The organism is Stenotrophomonas nitritireducens, assembly GCF_001700965.1.
GTDB classification, from domain to species: domain Bacteria; phylum Pseudomonadota; class Gammaproteobacteria; order Xanthomonadales; family Xanthomonadaceae; genus Stenotrophomonas; species Stenotrophomonas nitritireducens_A.
Genome location: NZ_CP016756.1, coordinates 1,860,001 through 1,881,068, shown reverse-complemented (window position 1 = coordinate 1,881,068; position 21,068 = coordinate 1,860,001). Strand labels below are relative to the sequence as shown.

Genomic DNA, 21,068 nt, shown 5'->3' with positions numbered 1-21,068 from the left:
CAGGTTTGTGGACCCGGCAGCCGTTCTAATGCAGTGGGCCTCACCGGGCTCGGGCCAGCCGAAGAACGCCGTATTTCGTCCGAACGCCGGTACGTCCGCCTGTTCATACCCAACCGCGCGCCGCCAATGACACCGGCGCGCCATCGCCGATCACGAAATGGTCCAGCAGACGGATGTCCACCAGCGCCAGCGCCTGACGCAGCCGTTCGGTGATGGCGCGGTCGGCCGCAGACGGTTCAGGGTTCCCGGACGGGTGGTTGTGGCCAATGATCAGCGCCGCCGCGTTGTGCGCCAGCGCCTGCCGCACCACTTCGCGCGGATGGACCTCGGCGCTGTCCACGGTGCCTGTGGATAACTCCTCGAAGGCCAGCGCCCGATGGCGGTTGTCCAGGTACAGCACCGCGAACACCTCCTGCGACCGATGGCGCAGGCGCTGGGAGAAATAGCGGCCGGCGGCGGCCGGGTCGGTCAGCGCCTGGCCGCGTTCCAGCTCTGCGGCCAGGTGGCGCCGGCCCAGTTCCAGCGCCGCACTGAGCTGGCAGGCGCGGGCCGGGCCCAGCCCCGGCAGTTTGGCCAGCTGCGGGGCACTGCGGTCCAGCAGCGCCCGCAGCGGGCCGTGGCCGAGCAGCAGTTCGCGCGCGGTCTGCACCGCGTCCCGGCCGGGCAGCCCCGAGCCAAGGAAAATCGCCAGCAGTTCAGCATCGGAAAGTGCGGCCACGCCGCGTGCGAGCAGTTTTTCGCGCGGGCGTTCAGCGCGGGGCCAATCACGTATATGCATGAGTGGCAGATTCGCCGCCATTTGCCAAAAACTGGATCAGGCGTAACAAATCCTTCGGTTAAGCTAATGATTCTTCTGTACCTAGGACTATCCACCCGTGACCAGCGTTTCCCCCACTTCCCGACCCTTGGAAGGACAGAAGCTGCTGCTATGCGTAGGCGGCGGCATTGCCGCGTACAAGTCGCTGGAGCTGGTGCGGCGGCTGCGTGATGCCGGCGCCACCGTGCAGGTGGCGATGACCGCCGGTGCGCAGCAGTTCGTCACGCCGCTGAGCTTCCAGGCGCTGTCCGGCCACCCCACCCGCACCACGCTGTGGGACACCGCCGCCGAGCAGGCCATGGGCCATATCGAGCTGGCGCGCTGGGCCGACCGCATCCTCATTGCCCCAGCCACTGCCGATCTGCTGGCGCGGCTGGCCCATGGCAATGCTGACGACCTGGTGACCACGTTGTGCCTGGCCACCACCGCGCCGTTGACCGTCTGCCCGGCCATGAACCACCGCATGTGGCTGCATCCGGCCACGCAGGCCAACATGGTGCTGCTGCGCGAGCGCGGCGTGCAGGTGATCGGGCCCGAAGACGGCCCGCTGGCCGAGGGCGAATCCGGCCCGGGCCGGGTCAGTGAGGCACCGACCATCATTGCCGCGCTGGCGGCCAATCTGGCGCCGCAGGCAGCACCCAAGCCCGGCCGCCTCAACGGCATGCGCGTGTTGATCAGTGCCGGCCCCACCTATGAAGACCTGGACCCGGTGCGCTATGTCGGCAACCGCTCCAGCGGCAAGATGGGCTACGCGCTGGCCGCCGCCGCCGCCCGCCAGGGTGCGCAGGTGGTGCTGGTCAGCGGCCCGGTGCAGCTGCCCACCCCGGCCGGCGTGCAGCGTATTGATGTGCGCTCGGCCGCGCAGATGCGCGAGGCCGTGCTGGCCGCGTTGCCAGCCGATATCTATATCGGCGCCGCCGCCGTGGCCGATTACACGCCGCGCCAGGTTTCGCCACAGAAGCTCAAGAAGACCGCCGGCACCCAGACGCTGACCCTGGAGCTGGTGCGCACCGCCGACATCCTGGCCGAAGTCGCCGTGCAGGAGCAGGCATTGAAGCTGGTGGTGGGCTTTGCCGCCGAAACCCACGACGTGGAGAAGTACGCGCGCGGCAAGCTGGCCGACAAGCACCTGGACCTGATTATCGCCAACCAGGTCGGCATTGCCGGCAATGGCTTTGAAAGTGACCAGAATGCGGCCGTGGCCTACTGGAACGGCGGCCTGCGCGAGTTCCCGGGCACCGCCAAGACCCAGTTGGCCGAACAGTTGTTGGATCTGATTGCCGAGAGGTTGGACGCATGAGTAATGGACTGCAGCCCCTGCAGGTGAAGTTGCTGGACCCGCGCTTCGGCGACAGCTGGCCGCTGCCGGCCTACGCCACCGATGCCAGCGCCGGCATGGACCTGCGCGCGGCGACCGAAGTCGCGTTGACCCTGGAACCGGGTGATGCGGCGCTGCTGCCCAGCGGCATCGCGATCCATATTGCCGACCCCGGCCTGTGTGCTGTGGTTCTGCCGCGCTCGGGGCTGGGCCATCGCCACGGCATCGTGTTGGGAAATGGCACGGGTCTGATCGATGCCGACTACCAGGGACCCCTGCTGATCAGCGTGTGGAACCGTGGCCGTGACGCTTTCACGATCGAGCCGGGCGACCGTATCGCACAGTTGGTGGTGCTGCCGATTGCGCGCGTTGCATTGCAGGTAGTGGATACTTTCATCGACAGTGCGCGTGGAACGGGTGGATTCGGCCACACCGGGGTGCGCTGACAGGGGGAAACGCACGATGAGCCAAGGGAATGAAAGCGGGCGGCAACGTCCTGCACTGGGGCGCTCAACGCCATTGCTGGCGGTGATGCTGCTGCTGTTGGCCGGCTGGTTCGGCTGGAGCGCAGCCGAACAGTGGATGCAGTCGGGCACCAGTGCCGGGTTGGAGCAGGCGCGCGACCAGGCCGTGGCCGAGGTGCAGAAAGCGCTGGACACGCAGACCGCGCAGTTCGGCCGGCAGCTGGCCCTGGAGCCGGTGAAGGCCGCCTTGGCCAGTGGTGATGCCACGGCAGCCGCCGTGGCGGTACGTGACAAGTGGAATGGCGTGGAAGACGCGCAGGTGCTGGACGCACTGTTGACGCAGGCCTACGCCGACCCGGCCGCGTTCGGCTACTCGCGCCTGGCCCTGCTCGAGCAGGCACTGGCCGCCGGCCAGCCGACCGTCAAGGTGATCCGCGACGGTGGCAGCCCGCGCCTGGGCCTGGCCGCACCGGTGCTGCTGCAGGGCAAGCCGTCCGTGGTCTACATCCGTCAGCCGCTGACCCGGTTGACCTCTGTATTCGATGGTATCGATTCGCCGGCCAGTGCCTTCCTCGGGCTGCGCCAAGGCGGTTTCACGATCGTCCAGAAGGGCTCGACCAATCTTGGCAGCAGCGCTGATGCGCTGGCACGCCCGGTGGGTGAAAGCGGCCTGCGGGTGGTCGCCGAACTGCCAGACGCCAGCGCCGGCCCGCTTGGCCTTGGGCCGATTCCCAGTGCCATCGTGGCGTTGTTGCTGGTGGCCACCGCGCTGCTGTTGCTGCTGGGGCGCAAGCGGCTGATGAACCTGCCGGCCCTGCGCAAGAGCACGGCCCAGGCCGACGATACCGGCCCCACCCTGCAGGAAGCGCTGGAGCAGGACCCGCAGCCCGTGCCGGTTTCAGCCACCGGGCGCGCGGCGGATGCCCCGCAGGCGCAGGCTGAGCCAGGTGCCGAAGCGGTGTTGCCGGGCATTTTCCGCGCCTACGACATCCGCGGTGTGCTGGGCAACGAGTTGAATGCCAGTGTCGCCACCCTGATCGGCCAGGCCATCGGCAGCGAGATGCAGGCACAGGGCCTGCGCGATGTGGTGGTGGGCCGTGACGGCCGCCTGTCCGGCCCGGAGTTGTCCGACGCCTTGATCACCGGCCTGCGCCGCGCCGGCTGCGATGTGATCGATATCGGCATGGCGCCCACCCCGGTGGTGTACTTCGCCAGCTATCACCTGCGCGCCGGCAGCTGCGTGGCGGTGACCGGCAGCCACAATCCGCCGGACTACAACGGTTTCAAGATCGTCATTGGTGGCGAAACCCTGTCCGGCGATGCCATCACCGACCTGTACAAGCGCATCCAGGAAGGCCGCCTGCAGCGTGCCGACAGCGAGGGCAGCCTGCAGCAGCGCGAGGTCATCGACGATTACGTGCAGCGCATTGCCGACGACGTGCAGCTGGATCGCCCGCTCAAGATCGTCGCCGACGCAGGCAATGGTGTTGCCGGTGCGGTGGCACCGCAGTTGCTGGAAGCCATCGGCGCCGACGTGATTCCGTTGTACTGCGATGTGGATGGAAACTTCCCCAACCACCACCCCGACCCCAGTGATCCGCACAACCTCGAAGACCTGGTGCAGATGGTCAAGCGTTTCGACGCGGACCTCGGCGTGGCCTTCGATGGCGATGGCGACCGCCTCGGCGTGGTCACCAAGGACGGCAAGATCATCTTCGCCGACCGCCTGCTGATGCTGTTCGCCGCCGATGTGCTGACCCGCAACCCGGGCGCGATGGTCATCTATGACGTCAAGTGCACGGGCAAGTTGTCGGACTACATCCTGCGCAATGGCGGCAGCCCGATGATGTGGAAGACCGGGCATTCGCTGGTCAAGGCCAAGATGCGTGAAACCGGTGCCGAACTGGCGGGCGAGATGAGCGGCCACTTCTTCTTCAAGGAGCGCTGGTACGGCTTTGACGATGGCCTGTATGCGGCCGCGCGCCTGTTGGAGATCCTGGCCCAGCGCGAGGAAGATCCGTCCGAGGTGTTGGGCGAATTGCCGGATGCGGTGTCCACGCCGGAGTTGAAAGTGGCAGTGGAAGAGGGCACCCAGCACGCGCAGGTGGCCTTGATCGTGGCGACCGCGCAGCTGGAGGACTCGGCGTTCTCGGGCGCGCGTCTTTCGACGATCGATGGCCTGCGTGCCGACTTCAACGATGGCTGGGGCCTGGTACGGGCGTCCAACACCACGCCGGTGCTGGTGCTGCGTTTCGAGGCCAATGACGAAGCGGCGTTGGAGCGGATCAAAGGTCTGTTCCGCGAGCAGCTGATGCAGGTATTGCCGGCAGGGACCGAGCTGGGGTTCTGATCGGTTTTTGACTGGCAAAAGGCCGTCTGCGTGTTGCGCAGGCGGCTTTTTGTTTTTTGTGGGCTGCATTTCTCCCTCCCTTTGGCGTAGTCAAGGGGAGGGTTGGGGAGGGGTTGCCGTTGCCCTTGCTGTCGCCTTCGCTTGTGGGAGCGGCGTCAGCCGCGAAGCTAATGCAGCCTCGGCGTCAAATAATCTGCAATCTCAGATCAACCAGCGTCTGGTGTTCCAGTAGCTTCGCGGCTGACGCCGCTCCCACAACCACCACAAATTCAACCACAACAACCCCGCATCACTTCAGCTGCCACCAAACCGCAAACCCACCCCGGGCTCGGTGAACAGGTAACGCGATTCCAGCGCTGAATCACCCAGCTTGTGCCGCAATCTTCCCACCAGGATGCGCAGGTAGTGGGTGTCATGCCGATGTGTCGGCCCCCAGATTTCCTGCAGGATCTGCGGCTGGGTCACCACCCGGCCGGCATTGCGCAGTAGTAGGGCCAGCAGTGCGTATTCCTTGCGGGTCAGTGCAATCGCCTCGCCATCCGCGCGCACCTCGCGGCGTGACAGGTCGATGTGCAGGCGGCCGTCATCGAATACCGGCACCTGACCTTCGCTGTCGGTGCTGCGGCTGCGCAGCAGGGCACGCACGCGCGCCATCAATTCCTGGGTGCCGAACGGTTTGGTCACGTAATCATTGGCGCCGTTGTCCAGGGCGCGCACCTTCTCGGCCTCGCCGGCGCGCACGCTGAGCATGATCACCGGCACCTGGCTCCATTGCCGCAGCTCGGCCAGCACCTCGTGGCCTTCCATGTCGGGCAGGCCGATATCCAGCACCACCAGATCGGCACCGTCCTCGGCCAGCCGCTGCAGGCCTTCGGCGCCGGTGCTGGCCTGGCTGACCGCATAACCCTGCGCACGCAGCGAGATATCCAGAAAGCGCCGGATCTGCACTTCGTCGTCCACCACCAGCACGCGCGGCGGCGGGATGGCAGGCGCGTCAGCCATCGTCGTGCGGGCTTTCGGGATGGGGCTGGAGCAGGGGCAGGGTCATGCGTATCAGCGTACCGCGTCCGTCGCGTCCCGGCAGCGCTTCGACGCTGCCGCCGTGCGCACCGATCATGCCCTGGCAGATGGTCAGGCCCAGGCCGGTGCCCTGGCGGCCGCGGTCGCCGCGCTCCACGCTGTAGAACATGTCGAAGATGCGCGAGCGCTCGGCATCGGGAATGCCCGGGCCGGCGTCGATCACCTCGATACGCAGCTCGTTGCCCTGCTGGCGCGCACGTACCTCCACCGGCACGCCGGGTGGTGAGAACTTGGCGGCGTTCTCCATCACGTTGAACACCGCCTGCTCGACCAGCGCCGGGTGCACCCAGATCGGCGCCAGTGCGGCCGGAATATCCAGCTGCAGGCGCACCTCGGGCTGATAGCGCTGCAGGCGCCGCGCGGCTGAGCCAATCAGTTCATCCACGCCGATCCAGTCGCGGTTGAGCTTGAGCCCATCGTGGCCGAGCCGGGTCATGTCCAGCAGGTTCTGGATGTAGCGGTCCAGTCGTTCGCCCTCGACAACGATGGTGTCGAGCAGGGCGCGGCGGTCACCGGCATCCATCGCATCGGCGTAGCTGGACAGGCTGTCGGCCGAGCCGATCATCGCCGCCAACGGCGAGCGCAGGTCGTGCGACACCGACGACAACAGGGCCGAGCGCAGGCGTTCGGTTTCGTTGTGCAGATGCGCTGTTTCCAGGTCGGCGACCAGGCGGGTGCGCAGGGCGGCCTGGGCGATGTCGTCGGCCATCGCCTGCACCAGTTGGCGCTGCTCGGGTGCAAGCCGTGGGTGCTGATGGTCAAAGCGCAGGCCGGCCACGCCTATCGCCCGCGCCTCGCCATCCAACAAGGGCAGGAACCACCAGCCGGCGCCGGCCAGCGTGTCGGTGAAGCGGCCGGCGGGCTGGCCATGGCGCAGCGCCCAATCGGCCGCCGCCAGATCGGTGTCGCCGGGCGCGGCACTGCCGCTGGTGCTGGTATCGGCACCCAGCCGTACCCAGGCCGGTGCATCTAGCGCCTGCTCCAGGGCGACACGGCCGGCATGTGCGACCTGCGCGTTGTCGGTGGCACCGACCAGCTGCCTGCCCAGCGTCTGCCGCACGTTGGCGTGACGGTTGGCCGCGCGCAGCGCCACCACCTGCATGCGCAGGCGCGATGCCAACCGCCCGGCAACCAATGCGGCGGCGAGGAACAGGAAGACCGTGATCACGCCTTGGCGTGCACTGATGGCGAAGGTGAAACGCGGCGCGATGAAGAAGAAGTTGTAGGCCAGGAAGCACAGCGTCGCCGCCAGCACCGCCGCACTCATGCGGGTACGCGCAGCGACCAGCACCACCGCGACGATGAATACCATCGCCAGATCGCTCAGCCCTATCCAGCGCTCGCCCAGCCATGCGGCCAGGCAGGCAATCGCGGTTGCCACCACCGCTGTGGTGGCGTCCTTGCCCCAACTGTCCGGTGCCAGCGACAGCCCGAAGCGACGCGAATTGGCGCGTGCCTGCGGGGTGCTGATGATGGTGATTTCGTAGTGCGCGCCGCGTTGGATCAGCTGCTGGGTCAGGGTCTGGTTGAACAGCCGCGCCACCGGTCGTTCGCGGGTGCGGCCCAGCAGCAGGGAAGACACCGCGTTGTGCGCGGCGTAGTCGAGCAGCGCGTCGGCGATGCCCGGGCCGTGCAGCAGTTCGGCATCACCGCCCAGCCGCCGGGCCAGCGCGAAGGCATCATCGATTTCGCGGCGGGTCGCCTCGTCGTGGCGTCGGTGCTGCACGGTCACCACCGTCCACGGCGCATCGCGGCGCTCGGCGATGCGCCGCGCCACCCGCACCAGGTATTCGCTCTGGCCGCTGCCATCGATGGCGACCACCACCCGGCGCCGCAAGGGCAGGTTGCTCTCGCCGCGTGCGGCGCGGGTTTCGCGCAGGCTGCTGTCGACGCGGTCGGCGGCCTCCTGCATGGCCAGTTCGCGCAGGGCGGTGAGGTTGGCCGGCGAGAAGAATGCCTGCAGCGCCTGCGCAGCCTGTTCGGGGACGTAGACCTTGCCTTGCTGCAGACGTTCGATCAGCTCGCGCGGTGGCAGGTCGACCAGCACGATGTCGTGCAGGCGGTCGAACACCACATCCGGCACCGTCTCGCTGACGCGCACGCCGGTAATGCGCATCACCACATCGTTGAGGCTTTCCAAGTGCTGGATGTTGATGGTGGTCCAGACGTCGATGCCGGCGTCGAGCAGTTCCATCACATCCTGCCAGCGCCGCTCATGGCGGCTGCCGGGGGCATTGCGATGGGCCAGTTCGTCGACCAGCACCAGTGCCGGCCGCCGTGCCAGCACCGCATCCAGGTCGAGTTCCTGCAGCTGATGGCCGTGGTAGTCCTGCGTGCGCAGGGCGACGCGCGGCAGGCCGTCGAGCAGCGCGGCGGTATCGCTGCGGCCGTGGGTTTCAACCACCGCCGCCATCACGTCCACGCCGCGCCGCAGCTGCTCCTGGGCGCGGGTGAGCATGCTGTAGGTCTTGCCCACGCCCGGCGCAGCGCCAAGGAAGACGGTCAGTTTGCCGCCGGCGTCGCGTTGCAGGGCGCCTGCCAGGGCATCGGCCTGGCGGCTACGGGAGTCGTTCATGGCGGCGATTGTGCGCTGTCGCAGGCGCAGTCCGCATCAACGCGCATGCGTGGCCTGATCCAGCGCCCGGTTGAGGGCGATGACGTTGATGCGCGGCTGGCCGAACACGCCCCATTGGCGGTCCTGCAGCTGCGCATCGACCAAGGCCTGCACGCGCGCCTCGGGCCAGCCGCGCGCGCTGGCTACACGTGCCACCTGCACCTGCACGGCGGCCGGCGACAGCTCCGGATCCAGGCCGCTGGCCGACTGCGTGACCAGATCGCCCGGCACCTTGGCCGGATCGATCTTCTCGCGCGCGGCAACGGCGGCGGTGGCTTCGCTCACGCGCTTGATCAAGTCCGGGTTGCTGCGCGCCATATTGCTGCCGGCGGCCGCCATCGGATCGTAGTTGGCCGCCGAAGGACGGGTCTGGAAGTAGCCGTCGCCGGCGAAGGGCTGGGCCAGATACAGCGAGCCACGCACCTGTCCATCGGCATCGCGGATCAGGCTGCCATCGGCCTGCGCCGGAAACAGTGAGCCGGAGATGCCGGTTGCCAGCACCGCATAGACCAGGCCGCTGCCGAACAGGCCGAACAGCGACAGGCCAATGGCCGGCCGCCACAGCGGGTTGCCGGTACGACGGGAAGACGTGAGTGAAGTGTTCATGCGCCAAATACCAGAGCAAGCAGAAGGTCGATGGCCTTGATGGCCGCAAACGGCAGCAGTACGCCGCCCAATCCGTACACCAGCATGTTCCGCCGCAGCAGCGCGGTGGCGGTGGCCGGACGGAAGCGCACGCCACGCAGGGCCAGCGGGATCAGCGCCGGGATCACCAGCGCGTTGAAGATCAGCGCCGCCAGCACCGCATTGCGCGGGCTCGACAGCTGCATCACGTTCAAGGCCGCCATCGACGGGATGCTGGCGGCGAACAATGCCGGCAGGATCGCGAAGTACTTGGACACGTCATTGGCCAGCGAGAAGGTGGTCAGCGCGCCGCGGGTGATCAGCTGCTGCTTGCCCACTTCCACCACCGCCAGCAGCTTGGCCGGATCCGAATCCAGATCGACCATGTTGCCGGCCTCCTTGGCTGCCTGCGTGCCGGAGTTCATCGCCAGGCCGATGTCGGCCTGGGCCAGCGCCGGCGCGTCGTTGGTGCCGTCGCCGACCATCGCCACCAGCCGGCCGCCGGCCTGCTCGGCACGGATGCGCGCCAGCTTGTCCTCGGGCCGGGCCTGGGCGATGTAGTCATCGACGCCGGCTTCGGCGGCAATGGCGGCGGCGGTGAGCGGGTTGTCGCCGGTGATCATCACCGTGCGGATGCCCATCGCCCGCAGCTGGGCGAACTTCTCGCGCATGCCGTGCTTGACCACGTCGGCCAACTCCACCACACCGAGCACGTGCCGGCCTTCGCTGACCACCAGCGGCGTGGCACCACCGCGGGCCACCTGATCCACCCTCGCCTGCAGCTTGTTCGGTACCGTGCCACCCAACGCCAGCACATGCGCGGTGATGGCATCGGCAGCGCCCTTGCGGATGCTGCGGCCGTTGTCGAGGTCGACGCCGGACATGCGGGTTTGCGCGGTGAAGCCTAAATACTCCGCTTTTTCAGGCTCGGCTGTGGTGCAGGCCTGCTCGCGGGCCAGACGCACGATGGATTTGCCTTCCGGGGTTGGGTCGGCCAGGGACGACAACAGCGATGCTTCACGCAGCTGCGCAGCATCGATGCCGGCCAGCGGATGGAAGTGTGTGGCCTGGCGGTCGCCGTAGGTGATGGTGCCGGTCTTGTCGAGCAGCAGCACGTCAACGTCGCCAGCCACTTCCACGGCCTTGCCGGATTTGGCCAGCACATTGGCCGACAGCGCACGGTTCATGCCGGCGATGCCGATGGCCGGCAGCAGGCCGCCGATGGTGGTCGGGATCAGGCATACCAGCAGTGCGATCAGCAGCAGCGGATCGACGCTGACGCCGACAAAGCCTGCAATCGCCGGCAGCGTCGCCACCACCACCAGGAAGGTCAGCGACATCGCCGCCAGCAACAGGGTTAACGCGATCTCGTTCGGCGTCTTCTGCCGGTTGGCACCTTCCACCAAGGCGATCATGCGGTCGAGGAAGCTATGGCCCGGCTCGGCGCTGACCCGCACGATGATCTCGTCGGACAGCACCTTGGTGCCGCCGATCACGCCGGAGCGGTCGGTATCGGCCTCGCGCAGCACCGGTGCCGATTCGCCGGTGACCGCGGCCTCGTTGATGGTGGCCAGGCCACGCACGATCTCGCCATCGGCCGGTACGAACTCACCGGCACTGACGATCACGTAATCACCCGGGCTCAGCTCCGCAGCGGGGATGCGGCTTTCGGCGGCGCCCTGCAGCGGCGTGGCGACACGCCGCGCGACCAGGTCCTGGCGTGCACGCCGCAGCGACGCCGCCTGGCCACGGCCACGTGCTTCGGCCACCGCTTCGGCGAAATTGCCGAACAGCACCGTCACCAGCAGGATCGCGGTGACGGCCAGGCCGAAGCCCAGCGGCGCGTTGCCGCTGAGGGTGACGATCAGCGCCAGCACGGTGCCGGCCATCACCACCGCCATCACCGGGTTGTGCAGCAGATGCAGCGGCGACAGCTTGCGAACCGCGTCGATCAACGCACGGCGCAGGCCGGCCGCATCGAGCAGGGCAGGGCGGCGGGTTGCCGCAGGAGAAGCAGAACGGTTCATGGGGGCGTTCACGGTGAGGGGGCTCCCTGCAGGGCCAGCAGGCTCAGGTGTTCGGCCACCGGGCCAAGCACCAATGCCGGCAGGAACTGCAGCACGGTAAGGACGATGACCACGCAGATGAGCGTCAGTGCGAAGGTCGGGGTTTCGATCTGCAGGCTGCCGGCGCTTTGCGGCACCTGCCGCTTGGCAGCCAGCTGTGTGGCAATGACCAGCGGGATGATCAGGATCGGGAAGCGGCCCAAGGCCAACACCAGCGCGCAGCTCAGGTTCCACCACACGGTGTTGTCGGCCAGCCCTTCAAAGCCCGAGCCGTTGTTGGCATAAGCCGAGGTGAACTCGTAGAACACCTGGCTGATGCCATGGAAGCCGGGATTGGAGGTGCCGGCCAGGCCGGGTACGGCCAGGGTCAGCGCGGTCAGGCCAAGCAGGGTGATCGGCTGCAGCAGCACCAGCACCGCGAGCAGGCGCACCTGTGGCGTTTCCAGCTTGCGGCCCAGCAGTTCAGGCGTGCGCCCGGTCATCAAGCCGGCCAGGAACACCGCCATCATCAGATAGACCAGGAACTGCTGGATGCCGCAGCCAATGCCGCCCCAGATCGCGCTGATCAACATGTTGACCAGCGGCACCAGTCCGCCGAGCGGGCTCAGCGAATCATGCATGCCATTGACCGAGCCGTTCTGCACCTGGGTGGTGATGGTCGACCACAAGGCCGTGCCATCGGCCCCGAAGCGGGCTTCCTTGCCTTCCATCAGCAGGGCACTGGCGGCGCTGGCGCTATGGCCTTCCAGCCACAGGCTTGCGCTGGTGGAGAGCACCGACATGGTCAGCATGCAGCCGAATACCAATGCACCAAAGCGACGCCGGCCGGTGAAGCTGCCGAGCATGCAGATGATGGCCATCGGGATCAGCAGGATGCCGATCAGCTCCAGGGCGTTGGACAGCGGGGTCGGGTTTTCCAGCGGGAAGCTGCTGTTCGGGCCATACCAGCCGCCACCATTGGCACCGAGCTGCTTGGCCGCGACCATCGCCGCGACCGGACCGAGCGGGATCTTCTGCGTTTCCATGCCGGCACTGGCATCGATCGGTGTGGCCTGCGGCCCAGCGGCCAGCGTGGAAGGGACACCCTGCCAGTTCAGCAGCAGCGTCCACACCAGGCATAGCGGCAGCAGGAAGCGCAGGCACAGGCGCACCACGTCGGCGTAGTAGTTGCCTACGGTGACGCGTATCGGAGCGTTGCTGGTGTCGTTGCTGGCCGGCTTCATGAACAAGGCGCGCAGCGTGGCCACCGCCAGGGCCAGGCCCATCATCGGGGTGATCACCTGCAGGCCGGTGATACCGGTCATCTGCGCGAAGTAGGACAGCTGCGCCTGGCCGCTGTAGTGCTGCTGGTTGGTATTGGTCAGGAACGAGACCATGGTGTGGAACGCGGTGTCCCAACGCATGTTGGGAATGTTGTCCGGGTTCAACGGCAGCCAGGCCTGGGTCATGAACACCGCCTGGGTCAGCACCGCCAAAACCAGGTTGCTGATCAGGAAGGCGAGCACATAGCCGCGCCAGGACATGGAGTGGTTGGGGTCAACCCCGAGCACGCGGTACAGCGGTTTTTCGATCCAGTGGAAGAGGACGTCGATACGCATGGGCGTACCGCGCATCAGCCGCGCCAGGTACAGGCCCAGCGGCCAGGCCAGCGCAAGGCTGACCAGAATAATGAGGATGGCTTCAATCACGATGGCGCCCCTCAGAACGAATCGGGTCGAAGGACCGCGTACAACAGGTAGGCAGCGGCGATCAGCACCACTACGCCGCACAACAGAGCAAGCCAGCCGGGCATGGAAACCTCGAATTACGATCAGCACGCGGCCGGAGCTGCCGGCACGCGCGTCGGTGGACGGGCGGGGCGACAGGCCGGCACGGATGGCAGTTCTGATCACCCCGATCAGGCCGTTATCGTCCGCCCGGAGGGCGTAAATGATCGACGCTGCGGAGTGGGCGCTGGCGTAAAAGGCGCGTAAAAAGTCGGGGTTTGGTGGGTGGGATGGAGGCAGGGCGATAGCCAAAGCCAGAGGCGGAGCCAAAGCCAAAGCCAAAGCCAAAGCCAAAGCCGAAGCCAAAGCCGAAGCCGAAGCCGAAGCGAAGCCAAAGCGAAGCCAAAGCCGAAGCCAAAGCCGAAGCCGAAGCCGAAGCCGAAGCCGAAGCCAAAGCCAAAGCCAAAGCCCCCTCATCCGCCTCCTTCGGGGCACCTTCTCCCGCAAGCGGGAGAAGGGAAATGGTTCATGGCTTGCGGCAAGTCCGCTGCAGCCTCCGGATCTGCCGCGACTCCAGCACTCAAAGCCGCGGCAAGCCATCAAAGCCGCAGGAAGCCATTCGCAGAACCGGAACACTCGCGGTCTCAACGCCGCAGGGAGCCACTCGCAGCCCCGGAACCACTCGCGGACTCAACGCTGCAGGGAGCCATTCCCTTCTCCCGTTTACGGGAGAAGGTGCCCCGCAGGGGCGGATGAGGGGAGCTCTTGATTGAAAGCTCCAAAACAAAAAAGCGGCCCGAAGGCCGCTTCCATATTTCACTAATACCAATCGCTCAGCCCTTGGCAGGTACAACCGCAGCAGGCGCGGGTGCAGCCGCCGACGCGCTGCCCGCAGCATCCACCGGCGCCGCAATGCCCTTGAGCTCGCGGTAACGCGCCAGGCTTTCGGCGATTTCAACATCCATCGCCTGCCGCTGCTGCTCGAACGCCGATTGCAGACGCAGCTGCGCCAGCAGTTCGTTGTGACGCTGGCGGATCTCGGTGGCTTGCTGGTCGGGCACCTTCTGCCCCGCCAGTTCCTTGTTGCCGGCGGCAGTGAGCTGGGCGGCCAGCGCACCACGCAGGCTGGTCACGTTGAACACCGCGGTCTTGATGTTGTTGTCGACAATCGCGGTGCGTTCATTGAACACACGGCGCAGATCGTCTTCGGTGGCGTAGGTGGACAACATCGCCTGTTCGGTACGCTTGCGCGTGTCCGCCGCCGCCGCATCCACTTCCTGCTGGGCCTGGGCCAACGCAGCGTCGGCTCGTTCTTCGGCGCTAAGCGCGCGCTGCACTTCGGCCCCGCGCGTTCCGCTGCGCGCATTGAACTCCTGGCGCGCGCTGTTCACCGCTTCCGGTGGCAGCGTGTCCGAGCAGATGCGCTTGCCGCCCTCATCCCAGCAGTACAGCTTCTTGCCGGTGTCGGCGGCCTTGTTCTGGGCAAGCGCCGGGGCTGCCAGTGCGGCCAGCACCAGCAACAACGTTGCCGCGTTTTTCGTCGGATTTGGCACCTTGGCAGCCCCCTGCTATCAGCCTGTCGGATTGCTCCCGTAGCGGCCACGGTAGGCCAGCAACGGTTCGCGATAGCCGACAAGTTCCGGGTTCCCGGAGGCGAATGCAAGCAGGTCGGCCAGATTGGCCACCGCAATCACCGGAATGCCGGTTTCGGCAGCCACGGCCTGCGCGGCTGAGCGCGGGTCGGTTTCCGAGGCGATCTCCTGGCGGTCCAGTGCCACCACGATGCCGGCCGGAATGCCGTTGGCTTCGCGGATGATGGCCAGCGCCTCGCGGATGGCGGTACCGGCGGTGATCACGTCATCGACGATCAGGATGCGCTTGCCGGCCATGTCGGCGCCGATCAGGGTGCCGCCTTCACCGTGTTCCTTGGCTTCCTTGCGGTTGAAGGTCAGCGGCAGGTTGCGGCCGCGGTGCGAGAACTCGCAGGCGATCGCGGTGGCCAGCGGGATGCCCTTGTAGGCCGGGCCAAACAGCTGGTCATAGGCAATGCCGGCGGCATCGATGGCATCGGCGTAGCAATTGCCCAGCTGGGCCAGCGCCAGGCCGGTGTCAAAACGGCCGGCATTGAAGAAATACGGGCTCACCCGGCCGGACTTGAGGGTGAACTGGCCAAAACGCAGCGCGTCGGCGTTCAGCGCCAGCTGCAGGAAACGGGAACGGTGGTCACTCATGTAAATACGGATTCTTGTCGTCTATTGAGGGGCCTAGGGTAAAGCATGGCCCTTGCAATTGCTGCGTTGCGGGGCCGGCAGCCGCCTGCTGGCCGGCCCCGGCCCACTGTCAGGGGAAAGCGCCAGCCCAGTGTGTCGACCGCCCCGGTCCGGGCGGTATGCTGTGCCGGTCTTGAGCTTTCCCAACAGCGGTCCTTCATGCGTATTACCAGCTTCAATGCCAACGGCATCCGTTCGGCCACCACCAAGGGCTTCAACGAGTGGTTCCTGGGCCAGCAGGCCGACGTGCTCTGCATTCAGGAAACCAAGGCGCAGGAGTCGCAGCTGACCGATGCACTGTTCCGCCCGGACGGCCACCACTGTTTCTACCGCGACGCGATCACCAAGAAGGGCTACAGCGGCGTAGGAATCTGGAGCCGCCGCGAGCCCGACGAAGTGCGTACCGCGCTGGGTTGGGCACCGTTCGACGATGAAGGCCGTTACATCGAGGCGCGTTTCGGCAACCTCAGCGTGGTGTCGTTCTATATCCCGTCCGGTTCCTCGGGCGAGCTGCGGCAGGGCTTCAAGTTCGAGGTGATGCAGTGGCTGAAGCCCATCCTGGACGAATGGCTGGCCAGCGGCCGTGACTACGTCCTGTGCGGCGACTGGAACATCGTGCGCAGCGCGCTGGACATCAAGAACTGGAAATCCAACCAGAAAAACTCCGGCTGCCTGCCGGAAGAGCGCGACTGGATGAACGGCTTCTGCGCCGACCAGACCGAACTGGTCGATACGGCCAAGGGCCGCGGCTGGGTCGACGCCTACCGCGCGCTGCACCCGGAAGGCCAGGACTACACCTGGTGGAGCAACCGTGGCGCGGCCCGCGCCAACAACGTCGGTTGGCGCATCGACTACCAGTTCGTCACCCCGGGCCTGCGCGAGCGCCTGCGCGGCAGCTCGATCTACACCGGCCAGCGCTTCTCCGACCACGCCCCGTTCACCGTGGACTATGACCTGTGAGTGAGGCTGCCAAACCCCGCCGCCCCTGGCAGCGGGTGTTGTCCAATCTGAGCCAGCGCAAGGTGCTGGCGATGCTGCTGCTTGGCTTCAGCTCGGGTCTGCCGCTGTACCTGGTAGGCAACACGCTGGGCTTCTGGATGCGCAAGGAAGGCATCGAGCTGGACGCCATCGGCTTCCTGTCCTGGGTGGGGCTGGCATATTCACTGAAGTTCCTGTGGGCGCCCATCGTCGACAAGACCAATGCGCCGCTGCTCGGCTGGCTGGGGCGCCGCCGTGGCTGGATGTTGCTGTCGCAGCTGATCGTGGTGGTGGGGCTGGTCGGGATGGGCTTGATCCAGCCCAAGGGCGGTCAGATCACTTTCCTCGGCATTGCCTGGGAACACCTGGTGGTGTTCGGGGTGATGGCGGTGATCGTCGCTTTCGCTTCGGCCACCCAGGACATCGTGATCGATGCGTGGCGGATCGAATCGGCCGACAACGGTGAACAACTGGGTTTGCTTACCTCGTCATCGGCCCTGGGCTACCGCTCGGCGTTGCTGGTCACCGATGCGCTGATCCTGCTGATCGCGGCCAAGGTGGGTTGGCAGGTTTCCTACGAAATCATGGCCGGCTTGATGGCGGTAGGTGTTGTCGCCGTGTTCATGGCCCGCGAGCCGTTGCCTGTACAGGTGGCGGTGGCTACGCAGTCCGCACCGTTATGGACGACGCGCGGCCTGTTTGACGCCGTGATTGGGCCGTTCGTCGCTTTCGTGCGTGAGCACCGCAGCGGTGCGCTGCTGATTCTGGCGGCGATCAGTTTCTATCGGTTGGCCGATTTCGTGATGGGGCCGATGGCCAATCCGTTCTATGTCGATCTGGGCCTGAGCGAGGAGACGGTCGGTGCGGTACGCGGCTCGGTCGGCCTGGTAGCCACCTTCGTAGGTATTGCCGCTGCCGGTGTAGTTGCCTTGCGCTGGGGCATGCTGGTAGCGCTGGTGGTGGGTGCCGTCTTGGGCCCGTGTTCCAACTTGGCGTTTGCCTGGCTGGCCTATTCAGGCCCCGACATCACCCATTTCGCCATCGCCATGGCGATCGACAATTTTGCCAGCGGCTTTGCCGGCACTGCGCTGATCGCCTACATGTCCAGCCTGACCAGCATTGGCTATACCGCTACCCAGTACGCCCTGTTGAGCTCCTTTTACGCCATGCCGGGCAAGGCGTTGAAGGGTTTTTCGGGGTGGGCGGTACAGACCCTGGCCCAGGGTCGCAGCTTGCTGGAAGGCTATGCGCTGTTCTTCATTGGCACGGCCTTGGTGGCGATACCGGTCGTGATCCTGTGCGTATTGCTGATACTGCATCAGCGCCGGCTTGCCCGCGCTGGGTAGGCCAGTTGCCTGCACCTGCCTGCTGCGGGATGATCGCCCCCGACGCGCCGAGGGGGCGGCCTTGCTAACGAGGAAGTGAGCATGGCAGAAGTTGTATTGCGGGATATCGACCCGCTGCTGATGGAGCGCATTCGGCGCCTGTCAGTGGCGCGCGGCTGGACCCGGGAAGAAACCTGTCTGGCCCTGCTCGAACAGGGCCTGTTCGCCAGCGAGCACCATGTGCGCGGCGGCTTCGACGATCCCGAAGTGGACGTGCTGTCCGAAGCCATCAAGGCCCTGCAGGCAATGCCAGCCGGCAGCGACATCTGAGCTCGGTAGTGCCGAGCCATGCTCGGCAGGGGCGTTCCCAACAAAGCCAGCCTGTGGTGCCGAGCCATGCTCGGCAGGGGCTTTCCCAACAAAGCCAACCCTGTAGTGCCGAGCCATGCTCGGCAGGGGCGTTCCCGGTAAAGCCTCTGCCGAGCATGGCTCGGCACTACCGCCTACCGCCTCTCGCCTCTCGCTTCCCCTCAAGCCAGATGGATCGCGCCCAGAATCCGCGGCCCGCGTGCGCCGCTGACACTGGGCAGATTGCCCGGGCGGCCGGCCAGGGTCTCCTGCGCCAGCCACGCAAACCCCATCGCTTCCATGTAATCCGGGTCCAGCCCATGCGCGGCACTGGACCCGATCGCCACACCCGGTAGCCGCGCCTGCAACCTCGACAGCAGCTGCGGATTGCGCACGCCGCCGCCGCAGACCAGCACCCGGCGCGCACCCGGCAGCTGCGCCAGCAAGGCATCGGCCACGGTGGCGGCAGTCAGTTCCAGCAAAGTGGCCTGTACATCGGCTGGAGCCAACGTCGTAGCCCCCAGCTGCGCTTCCACCCACTGCAGATGGAACTGCTCGCGGCCGGTGCTCTTCGGCGGTGGCAGCGCGAACCAAGGTTCGCCCAGCAAACGCGCCAACAAGCTCTCATCCACCCGCCCGCTGGCCGCGAACGCACCATCGGCATCAAACGCATGGCCAAGATGCCGTTGGCACCAGCCATCGAGCAGGGCATTGGCTGGGCCGGTATCAAAACCACGGATGCTGCCATCGCGGGCAATCAGGCTCAGGTTGGCGATGCCGCCGAGATTGAGCACCGCGCGGTCTTCATCGGTGCTGCCCAGCATCGCCAGATGGAAAGCGGGCATCAACGGCGCGCCATGGCCGCCGGCGGCCACATCACGGCGGCGGAAATCGGCCACGGTGGTGATGCCGGTGAGCTCGGCAATGCGGTTGGCATCGCCAATCTGCCAGGTAAAGGCAGGCGTGCTCAGCGGGCGGTGACGGATGGTCTGGCCATGCGAGCCGATGGCCTGCACCTGCGAACGCTGCACTCCGGCAAGGTCCAGCAGTTGATTGGCGGCGTTGGCGAAGGCGATGCCGACGCGCGCATCCAACTGCCCCAACGCATCCATCGACGCAGGCTCGCCGCCCTGGCCCAGCGCGATCAGGGCCTCGCGGGTAGCCGCATCCCAGGCGTGGGTATGGCCATGCACGAAATGACAGCCGCCGCTCTGCGGAAACTGCACCAGCGCCGCATCGATGCCGTCGGCACTGGTGCCGGACATCAGGCCGAGAAACAGGGGCAGCTGCGGATCAACAGAGGTCATGGCGTTCGCCAAAAAGAAACGGGCAGGGAAGCTTCAAGCTCCCTGCCCGTATCGTCAACGGTGTCGCGCTGGCTCAGCCGCGCTTGCCGCCTGCTGCGGGTGTCGCCGCAGCGGTCTGGGTGGCGGCGGTCGGCTTCCGCTTGTCGCCGGCATCGGCGTAGATCAGTTCTTCCATGCCTTGGATGCGGGCCATGGCCGGTGCGGTCTGTGCCCGGAATGCGGCCAGATCGGCGCCCTGCAGCGGCTGCGGTGGCGGCATGGTCACCGACAACGGGTTGCGGTGCACGCCGTTGACGCGGAATTCGTAATGCAGGTGCGGCCCGGTCGACATGCCGGTGGAACCCACATAGCCGATCACCTGGCCCTGCGCCACGCGCTGGCCGGCACGGTAGGGGCCAAGCCGTGACATATGCCCATAGAGCGTGGTGTGGCCGCTTCCGTGGTCGAGGATCACCACGTTGCCGTAGCCGCGCTGGGTGCCGGCGAACTGCACGCGGGCATCACCGGCGGCCATGATCGGGGTGCCGGTACGCGCGGCGTAGTCCACACCCTTGTGGGTGCGCATGGTGCCTAGGATGGGATGGCGACGGGTGCCGAAATTCGAGCTCAGGCGGGCGAACTGGATCGGCGAGCGGATGAAGCTCTTTTTCAGCGAGCGGCCATTGAGGTCGAAGTATTCCGACTTGCCATTGCGATCAAAACGGAAGCCGGTATAGGTCTTGCCGCCGGTCTGGAAGGTGGCTGCCAGGATCTTGCTGGTATCAATGCGCTCGCCTTCGCGCCAGGTTTCGTCCATCACCACGCTGAAGCGGTCACCCGGCTGCAGGTCCTTGGAGAAGTCGATGTCGTATTTGAAGATTTCATCGGTCATCGTGGCGATGGCCGAGGGTGACAGGCCGGCCTTGCGCGCGGCGTTGTACAGCGAGCTGGTGATTTCACCGCTGGCCACCACGGTACGGGTGCTGGTTGCGCGCTCGCTGACCTTCTCGCTGATCTTGTCGCCCTGCAGGCTCAGTTCCACCCGGTGATTGGCATCGCGGTCGAAGCGGATCGTGCGCAGCGCGCCATTGACCGGCAGGTCGAAGGCGATTTCCGCGCCTGGGCGCAGCTTGGTCAGCACCTCGCGGGTGCCCGGGTGATCAAGCACCTTCTGCATGGTGGTGGCAGGCACGCCCGCTGCGGCAAACAGGTCGCTCAGTGTCTGGCCGCGTTCCACGCGCTGGATCTGCCAGCTGTCGCCCGGCGTTTCCCCGCGTCGCGCCAAGGATAGCGGCGGCAACGGCAGCGCAAGTGTGGAGTGGGAGGACGGCAGGTTGCTGTCAATCGCGTTCGAAAAACCCGGAACAATCGTCGCTGCCAGCGCACCAATGGTGACGAACAGGCTGGCGTGGATCCAGTGCCGCCGGTTCCAGCGTTCGTTGAACGCGGCGGGCAGATGTTCCTTCAACTTCCGATGCAGGGCGTTGTCGTGCAGGACGTGGAGTCTTTCCTGGAAGCGCTGTTTGCGCGCGGAGCCATGATCGGGTTGGGACATCGGTCGGTTCTCTGGTCGACCCGGATCGCGGGCCCAAACGCAGGTAACATAGACACCTATCAATACCGCGTCAAACCATTGAGCCGCATGGCTTTTCGATTGGTTAACGTGGTTAACTTGTACTTAACACCATTCATGTTTTTGACTGCGAAGTCGGGAGTTTTAGCGTGTCCTCGATTGATGAAGCCCTTGCCCTGATCGGTCGCGGAGCCGACGAAATCCTCAAGCTGGAAGAACTGCGCCAGCGTCTGGAAAGCGGCCGCCCGC

The 21,068-nt window shown here is 66.3% G+C and carries 18 protein-coding genes (1 of these 18 running past the window's edge); 7 read left to right on the top strand and 11 right to left on the bottom strand.

What is annotated here, in order from left to right:
- Positions 1 to 103: 103 nt before the first annotated feature.
- A complete protein-coding gene (radC, locus tag BCV67_RS07945) occupies positions 104 to 778 on the bottom strand; it encodes a RadC family protein (protein WP_062171528.1) in 675 nt (224 codons plus the stop codon).
- Between the two features lie 97 nt (positions 779 to 875).
- Here radC and coaBC point away from each other — a divergent pair, with 97 nt between their 5' ends.
- Genes coaBC through BCV67_RS07930 form a run of 3 tightly spaced genes read left to right on the top strand, consistent with a single transcriptional unit; the run spans position 876 to position 4,949 of the window.
- Positions 876 to 2,117 carry a bifunctional phosphopantothenoylcysteine decarboxylase/phosphopantothenate--cysteine ligase CoaBC gene (gene coaBC / locus BCV67_RS07940; RefSeq protein WP_062167395.1) on the top strand — a complete coding sequence of 414 codons (1,242 nt, stop codon included), beginning with the start codon at positions 876 to 878 and terminating at the stop codon, positions 2,115 to 2,117.
- Positions 2,114 to 2,581, top strand: a complete 468-nt coding sequence (gene dut, locus BCV67_RS07935; protein WP_062167393.1) for a dUTP diphosphatase — start codon at positions 2,114 to 2,116, stop codon at positions 2,579 to 2,581. The genes coaBC and dut overlap by 4 nt, the downstream gene beginning before the upstream one ends.
- A gap of 16 nt (positions 2,582 to 2,597) precedes the next feature.
- Entirely contained in the window at positions 2,598 to 4,949 is a 2,352-nt protein-coding gene (locus tag BCV67_RS07930) for a phosphomannomutase/phosphoglucomutase (protein WP_062167391.1), read from the top strand.
- A gap of 294 nt (positions 4,950 to 5,243) precedes the next feature.
- Here the strand turns inward: BCV67_RS07930 and BCV67_RS07925 are convergent, their stop codons facing one another.
- The 8 genes from BCV67_RS07925 to pyrE form a co-directional block, all read right to left on the bottom strand.
- Positions 5,244 to 5,951: a response regulator transcription factor gene (locus BCV67_RS07925; protein WP_062167389.1), complete on the bottom strand. Its 708-nt coding sequence runs from the start codon at positions 5,949 to 5,951 to the stop codon at positions 5,244 to 5,246.
- A complete protein-coding gene (locus tag BCV67_RS07920; protein WP_062167387.1) occupies positions 5,944 to 8,604 on the bottom strand; it encodes a sensor histidine kinase in 2,661 nt (886 codons plus the stop codon). Before BCV67_RS07920 ends, BCV67_RS07925 begins: the two co-directional genes overlap by 8 nt.
- Positions 8,605 to 8,640: 36 nt before the next feature.
- Entirely contained in the window at positions 8,641 to 9,249 is a 609-nt protein-coding gene (gene kdpC / locus BCV67_RS07915) for a potassium-transporting ATPase subunit KdpC (protein ID WP_062167385.1), read from the bottom strand.
- Positions 9,246 to 11,294, bottom strand: a complete 2,049-nt coding sequence (kdpB, locus tag BCV67_RS07910) for a potassium-transporting ATPase subunit KdpB (RefSeq protein WP_062167383.1) — start codon at positions 11,292 to 11,294, stop codon at positions 9,246 to 9,248. Before kdpB ends, kdpC begins: the two co-directional genes overlap by 4 nt.
- A gap of 8 nt (positions 11,295 to 11,302) precedes the next feature.
- The gene (kdpA, locus tag BCV67_RS07905; RefSeq protein WP_062167381.1) at positions 11,303 to 13,021 is read right to left on the bottom strand and encodes a potassium-transporting ATPase subunit KdpA; all 1,719 of its coding nucleotides are present in this window, start codon (positions 13,019 to 13,021) and stop codon (positions 11,303 to 11,305) included.
- An 11-nt stretch (positions 13,022 to 13,032) separates the two neighbouring features.
- Positions 13,033 to 13,125, bottom strand: a complete 93-nt coding sequence (locus BCV67_RS19500) for a potassium-transporting ATPase subunit F (protein ID WP_082746531.1) — start codon at positions 13,123 to 13,125, stop codon at positions 13,033 to 13,035.
- A gap of 747 nt (positions 13,126 to 13,872) precedes the next feature.
- A complete protein-coding gene (locus BCV67_RS07900) occupies positions 13,873 to 14,541 on the bottom strand; it encodes a hypothetical protein (RefSeq protein ID WP_231732489.1) in 669 nt (222 codons plus the stop codon).
- 69 nt (positions 14,542 to 14,610) lie between these two features.
- Positions 14,611 to 15,270, bottom strand: coding sequence for an orotate phosphoribosyltransferase (gene pyrE / locus BCV67_RS07895; RefSeq protein WP_057629663.1), 660 nt, complete (start codon positions 15,268 to 15,270; stop codon positions 14,611 to 14,613).
- Between the two features lie 198 nt (positions 15,271 to 15,468).
- Between pyrE and BCV67_RS07890 the strand changes: the two genes are divergently transcribed.
- The 3 genes from BCV67_RS07890 to BCV67_RS07880 all read left to right on the top strand — a co-directional run bounded on the left by BCV67_RS07890 (position 15,469) and on the right by BCV67_RS07880 (position 17,942).
- Positions 15,469 to 16,269 carry an exodeoxyribonuclease III gene (locus BCV67_RS07890; RefSeq protein ID WP_062167379.1) on the top strand — a complete coding sequence of 267 codons (801 nt, stop codon included), beginning with the start codon at positions 15,469 to 15,471 and terminating at the stop codon, positions 16,267 to 16,269.
- Entirely contained in the window at positions 16,266 to 17,633 is a 1,368-nt protein-coding gene (locus tag BCV67_RS07885) for an AmpG family muropeptide MFS transporter (protein ID WP_062167377.1), read from the top strand. Before BCV67_RS07890 ends, BCV67_RS07885 begins: the two co-directional genes overlap by 4 nt.
- Positions 17,634 to 17,714: 81 nt before the next feature.
- A complete protein-coding gene (locus BCV67_RS07880) occupies positions 17,715 to 17,942 on the top strand; it encodes a hypothetical protein (RefSeq protein ID WP_062167376.1) in 228 nt (75 codons plus the stop codon).
- Between the two features lie 200 nt (positions 17,943 to 18,142).
- Here BCV67_RS07880 and BCV67_RS07875 read toward each other — a convergent pair whose 3' ends face one another.
- Positions 18,143 to 19,267, bottom strand: coding sequence for an anhydro-N-acetylmuramic acid kinase (locus tag BCV67_RS07875; protein WP_062167374.1), 1,125 nt, complete (start codon positions 19,265 to 19,267; stop codon positions 18,143 to 18,145).
- 73 nt (positions 19,268 to 19,340) lie between these two features.
- Positions 19,341 to 20,801 (bottom strand): peptidoglycan DD-metalloendopeptidase family protein, encoded by a 1,461-nt coding sequence (locus BCV67_RS07870; RefSeq protein ID WP_062167372.1) that lies wholly within the window; start codon positions 20,799 to 20,801, stop codon positions 19,341 to 19,343.
- A gap of 167 nt (positions 20,802 to 20,968) precedes the next feature.
- On the opposite strand from BCV67_RS07870, the gene tyrS reads away from it, so the two are divergent.
- On the top strand, positions 20,969 to 21,068 hold the beginning of the coding sequence (gene tyrS, locus BCV67_RS07865; RefSeq protein WP_062167370.1) for a tyrosine--tRNA ligase. 1,115 nt of this gene lie beyond the right edge of the window; only the first 100 of its 1,215 coding nucleotides appear in the window; it begins with the start codon at positions 20,969 to 20,971; its stop codon lies off the right edge, out of view.